The 5,480-nt window shown below is 40.8% G+C and carries 4 protein-coding genes and 1 pseudogene; 1 reads left to right on the top strand and 4 read right to left on the bottom strand.

Annotated features, from left to right (window positions below):
* A pseudogene (locus RTR43_RS25515) lies at positions 1–211 on the top strand (hypothetical protein); the annotation flags it as partial.
* Positions 212–525: 314 nt separating this feature from the next.
* Here RTR43_RS25515 and RTR43_RS25520 read toward each other — a convergent pair.
* From RTR43_RS25520 to RTR43_RS25535, 4 genes are all read right to left on the bottom strand, one after another.
* Positions 526–1,077, bottom strand: a complete 552-nt coding sequence (locus RTR43_RS25520) for a class I SAM-dependent methyltransferase (RefSeq protein WP_312476859.1) — start codon at positions 1,075–1,077, stop codon at positions 526–528.
* A 247-nt stretch (positions 1,078–1,324) separates the two neighbouring features.
* A complete protein-coding gene (locus RTR43_RS25525; protein WP_312476850.1) occupies positions 1,325–3,052 on the bottom strand; it encodes a glycine betaine ABC transporter substrate-binding protein in 1,728 nt (575 codons plus the stop codon).
* Between the two features lies 1 nt (position 3,053).
* On the bottom strand, positions 3,054–4,259 hold the full coding sequence (locus tag RTR43_RS25530) for a quaternary amine ABC transporter ATP-binding protein (protein ID WP_312476853.1): 1,206 nt from the start codon (positions 4,257–4,259) through the stop codon (positions 3,054–3,056).
* Positions 4,260–4,764: 505 nt separating this feature from the next.
* The gene (locus tag RTR43_RS25535) at positions 4,765–5,058 is read right to left on the bottom strand and encodes an acyl-CoA dehydrogenase family protein (protein ID WP_312476856.1); all 294 of its coding nucleotides are present in this window, start codon (positions 5,056–5,058) and stop codon (positions 4,765–4,767) included.
* Positions 5,059–5,480 lie beyond the last annotated feature (422 nt).

Below are 5,480 nucleotides of genomic sequence, written 5' to 3' on the forward strand. Positions count from 1 at the left end.
TGATACCTCCACCCTTTTGACAATTGGAACAGACATTTTAACAAAGAAAAGTAGCCATATAGAAACAATGCGCATCCCTGAAAATGGCAGTTTTCAAAATAAACGGGATGAAGAGCTTGGTGACGTATTAGAAGTGGACTTCGATCAAAATATAGAAGCTATTCATCATTTTTTAGGAGAAAAAAGTGTGGCTCAAAAGGAAGAACAATAAGAATAAATAAGTTTATAAAAATAATGCTAGGATTTGATCCTAGCGTTATTATATCGAGCGGAAAGAAGTCCGGTAGGTTCATTTATTCTATCATTGGATGATAGAAATCATTTTTTCCATGAATTTAAAAAACAGCAATGCCACTTTCACTTATCATGATTACGTTTTTTCTTAGGCTCTGTTAATGTTTGTTGTTGAAAAATTAACCAATGAAAAAGCATCTATTAATTTGTGGCTTTTTTCTAATCTTCAACTAACGATTCCCGTTTGCGCAAGGAATCAGAATTACCTCATCGATTGTTATCTACGATAAATCATTTCGCATGGCAAATCCATCCCGCAAAAAGTCCAGTCGAATAAAACCGGGTTATATTCGTAAAGCCGGATTCTGCCAATAGCCGTTCGATTTGATTTTCTGGAATGAAAGAAATTTTCATAATGTTTCTGTTTACCATCTCGTATTCTTTAGATGATTCGAATCCGCCATCCAACCAAAAGCTTTTCCATACGTTTAATCTGTCTTGAAGTTCGGCATCATCGGGAGCTCCATATGCGCTAACGAGTGCGAATGGAGATCCCGGTTTCAAATGATCCTTAATGGTTCTGAGCAGCTTCAACTTTTCTTGTTTATCGTCAATGAAGTGAAGAACCAAGATACAACTTGCTGCGTCGAACATCGAGTCTGAAAGCGGTAGGTCGACAATTGTTCCCTGAATGAGTTTGACACGGCTTTCCAAGCCTAGTTGAAATGATTTATTTTTAGCAATCTGAAGCATCTCTTCAGAAGGGTCTACTCCGGTGAATGTCCATTGCTGGTTAGACGGTCCGCATGCGGTAAGTTCATTTCCGCCACCTGCTCCGATCACGAGCAATGATGCCGTTTTTCCCCGAATTGAGCTCGAAAATAAGATTGAACCATCACGAATAACGTATCATATGTGGGAATCGAGATTCGAGTGTTTTTCTCGTATACAAGTGCCATTTCGGAATTGAATTATTCCAGGTTGTTCCCCGAAATGTTGGTAATTTGCTTCACAATACAAGACGGTAGAACTTTAATTAAATTTATTTAAAAAGTTAGCTGGCACCGAATGAATGGATAATACCAGTAAATTACTTCAAATCTTCAATGGAATCAATATCCATATACTTTGGTACAACCAATCCATTCTTGGTTCCATGGAGGTTGGTTCCTAAATCAACAAGATCCTTTTTATATTGCTTATAATATTTATTATGGGTACTAGGCAGCCAGGCGGCCACCATACCGTCCACACTTCCGTTTGCCACACCGGCAAACATAGGACCGACCTCCACTTGGCTTAATTTCACATCATAGCCATGCTGCTCTAGAACCTTAGCGATGACATTTGTACTTGCGATTTCTGTATCCCACGCGACATAGACAAGATTGATTTTTTCCCCATTGCCCGCAGTAGCACCCTTTGTCCATTGCGCCACTTTGTCACCGTTAGCCTTAATCCATGCATCCGCTGCTTCAACTGGGTCCATCCTGTCTTTAATATCCACCATCACTTTTTCCATATCCGCCGGTTTCCAGGTAAATTGATCGAGGATGGTATATGCACCTGGCGCATCCTGTTTCAGACCTTTTCTTACAATGGTATGAATACCTTCAACCTCACCAAAGGATTTATTTGGGTCTTTCAGAAACTTAAGGTCGTAAGTAGAGAACATCCAATGCGGTGCCCATCCGGTGATAATGATGGGTTTCTTATGATCATAAGCTTTCTTTAATTCGGCTGCCATGGCGGCAGATGAACCTTCTGCCAGCTGCCAATCATCCAGCTGATATTCCTTGATGGCTTTATTCGCTTGTGCCATAATTCCCGCACCAGGTTCAATCCCGATAATGTGATAATTCGTTTGGGCACCAATGCTGTTGCCATCCTTATTTTTAGCCGTTTCTTTTGTAACTCCAGTCACAATCGCTGTCACGATGACCAGAACAGCTAAAATGGAAAAGGCAAATTTTTTCTTGAGCAAATTCTCATATGCCGGATTCCGTAAATTTTGCGAAATCCGGTCGAGAATAACGGCGATAAACACAATGGATAATCCCGCTTCGAAACCTCTTCCTACGTCAATTTGACTGACTGCCCGGTAAACATCTGCCCCAAGCCCCGGTGCACCGACTAATGATGCCGTCACCACCATCGAAAGGGCCAGCATAATACTTTGGTTGACACCGGCCATAATCGTTGGTGTAGCAATTGGTAATTGAACCTTAAACAATTTTTGGCTGTTACTGGAACCAAAGGCATCGGCTGCTTCAATTAAATCATTGGGGACTTCCTTAATGCCTAGATTGGTCATTCGGATCGTTGGTGCAATCGCAAAAATAAACCCGGCAATAATTCCGGGGACCACCCCGATTCCAAAAAATAAAATAGATGGAATTAAATAGACAAATGCCGGCATGGTCTGCATAAAGTCCAAAATCGGCGTTACGATTCGAAGCACCGTTTTTCGTTGCGCACACCAGATTCCAACTGGGATTCCGACGATGATGGTGAGTAATCCTGATAATAAAACAATCGCAATGGTTTGAATACTGGAATCCCAATAGCCGAGATTATCAATCAAGAGCAAACTGATGAGCGTAAAAATTCCTAATGGCAATCTGCTGGTATAGATGACTAATAGGGTTAAGACGATGATTAAGATGATGGGCGGACCCGCACTTAATACATTCACTATGATATCTAATAATGACTCGATGGCGGTGGTTACCAAGGAAAAAAATCCGGAAAGGGCAACGGTGACCCAACTGACCAGAGCGTCTACCCAATCTCCTAAAGGGATTTTCGGTATATTCATCTCATTCACTCTCCAAATCGTTCAAGGAATCTTTATTTCCTGCCAAAGCACCGATGACGGCGCCGCGAATGACAATTCCTTGTAAGCGGTTTTCTTCATCGATAACGGAGATGGGCAGACTGGATGTGGACATCACATCCATCAAATTGGTCAATAAAGTATCTTCCAAAACCGTAGGAACATCAGTTGTCATCACTTCCTTTATGGACTGATTTTGCTCAATGGCCTGACGAGCCTGCTCAGCAGAAATCGCTCCCAATAGTTTTCGGTTGCGATCAACAACAAAAATGCTGGAGTATCCCTGCTTCCGCATAATTTCCAACGCTACCCGAGGCCCTCGGTCGAAAGCGATTTTTTCTGCTCGTTTCATCACATGGGAGGCAGTTAATATTTTGGATAAATCAACGTCTTCCACAAACTTCTCGACAAATTCATTGGCGGGACTCATCAAAATTTGTTCAGGTGATCCCAGCTGAATGATACTGCCATCCTTCATCAACGCAATCCGGTCGCCGATGCGCAGAGCTTCATCTAAATCATGGGTGATAAAGATAATCGTTTTCTTGTATTTTTCTTGGATTTCCAGCAATTCATCCTGCATATCTTTCCGAATTAGCGGATCAAGTGCACTGAAGGCCTCGTCCATCAAGATTACAGTAGTGTTACTAGCAAGAGCCCTGGCCAGTCCCACCCGTTGCTGCATGCCTCCGCTCAATTGTTTAGGCAGTTGGTTTTCGTAACCTTTCAAACCGACAACCTCGAGTGCACTAAGCGCTGTTTTGCGGCGCTGTTCTGCCGGGACTTTCTGAATTTCCAGCCCATATTCCGTATTTTCCACAATCGTTTTATGAGGAAACAATGCAAAGTTTTGAAACACCATGCTAATCTTTTTCTGTCTTACTTCCCTCAGTCTTGCCTCACTCATCTTCACGATATCTTCATTCTCTATCAGTATTTCTCCGATTGTCGGTTCAATCAGCCTGTTAAACATGCGGATTAAGGTGGATTTCCCACTTCCGGATAAACCCATGATGACAAAAATTTCACCGGGATAAATTTCGAAGGAAACGTTTTTTACCCCAACTGTCTGTCCTGTTGCTTTTAAAATTTCCTTTTTGGTCTTACCCTGTTTCAATAGATCAATCGCTGCTTTCGAATTATTACCAAAAATCTTAGAAACACTTCTGACCTCGATGTAGGGATTCATGCTGTCACCTCATTCTATTAATGACCGTATCATGTACATTTTTTCCAAATGTTGTTGTATTATGTTACTTTAGAAGATTAAGTTATGTATCCTGTTACTAGTAACCGCAAAATTGTCACTTAAAAAAGTCCTATATATCTCCTCCTGAAGCAAGGTTGACTTTCTAGATGAGGCATCATGGTACAACGAAAGATCCAAAAAAAAGTGGCAGGTACCATTCAATTTTTAAAATGGTGCCTGACACTTGTTATAAAACGATATCCCCGGCTGCAGTTTCCTTGCGGATTGAAACCATTATGAATTGAGGTTGGAAATCGATTTTTAGTAATTCATAGAGCAAAAGCTGCTTTATTGGACATGTAGGGGTTCACTGATGTAATTCCCCTATAAGTCTTAAATATAAGTGCCTGACCCCCGTTGAAGTAACGCTTTACTCCACTTGGGTCAGGCACCCTGAATCAGGTTTTTCATCATGACAGGTCAGCCAATGAGGGTCATTTCCCCGTTAAAGCTTTAGCTCACCCGGATGATAAAGACCAAGTCGGTGTAGGGCAGCTTCTTCATATATTATTGTCCTTGTATATAATGATAAGCCTGAGCCTCCCCATTCTTTCTTTGCTCCTAATGCATGTAATCCCGCTTCCTTTGCCTTTTCTTGGATTGACGCAACCTGTATTTCTGACAGCTCCTTAACGTAACCCTTTTGTGATTGTTCTGCAGTCAATACATTCTCTTTAACGAAGGATTTTACAGTATTTTTTAAGATAGCTATTTCACTTTCCATAAGTACCTCTTTCATGATATACCCTCCCTTTTACTTTCATTTTTTAGAACATCCATTTTTTATAGTAGAATTTCTTTTCTGTGCGAGCACAAGGAAATTCTAAATGCACTTATAGATTCAGATATCCTTTTAGCGCAAAATCTTATGGAGGATCACATCGAAACTATTAAGCAAATGACATTGAAGGATTTTAGATAAATAGATTTAGTTTATTCTCCTGTGGTAATTGATTTATTATCCCTTTGTTTTCTAGGTGATTAATTGTCAAAAAAGTGCCGGTACCTCCATTTAATTGGATGTGACGCCTGACACCCTTTTACGTTTCGACAGAAATCTACAAATCTCGGGGTGTGACAGGTATCCAAAACGAAGATAATTAGAGATATAGAAACAATGCGCATCCCTGAAAATGGCAGTTTTCAAAATAAACGGGATGA

The organism is Neobacillus sp. (assembly GCF_031988165.1).
In the GTDB taxonomy this organism is placed as follows: Bacteria; Bacillota; Bacilli; order Bacillales; family Cytobacillaceae; genus Neobacillus; species Neobacillus rhizosphaerae.

Coding starts and splice junctions, on each gene's coding strand:
- RTR43_RS25530 (WP_312476853.1), bottom strand. CDS start 4,259: ATGAATCCCTACATCGAGGTCAGAAGTGTTTCTAAGATTTTTGGTAAT.
- RTR43_RS25535 (WP_312476856.1), bottom strand. CDS start 5,058: ATGAAAGAGGTACTTATGGAAAGTGAAATAGCTATCTTAAAAAATACT.
- RTR43_RS25525 (WP_312476850.1), bottom strand. CDS start 3,052: ATGAATATACCGAAAATCCCTTTAGGAGATTGGGTAGACGCTCTGGTC.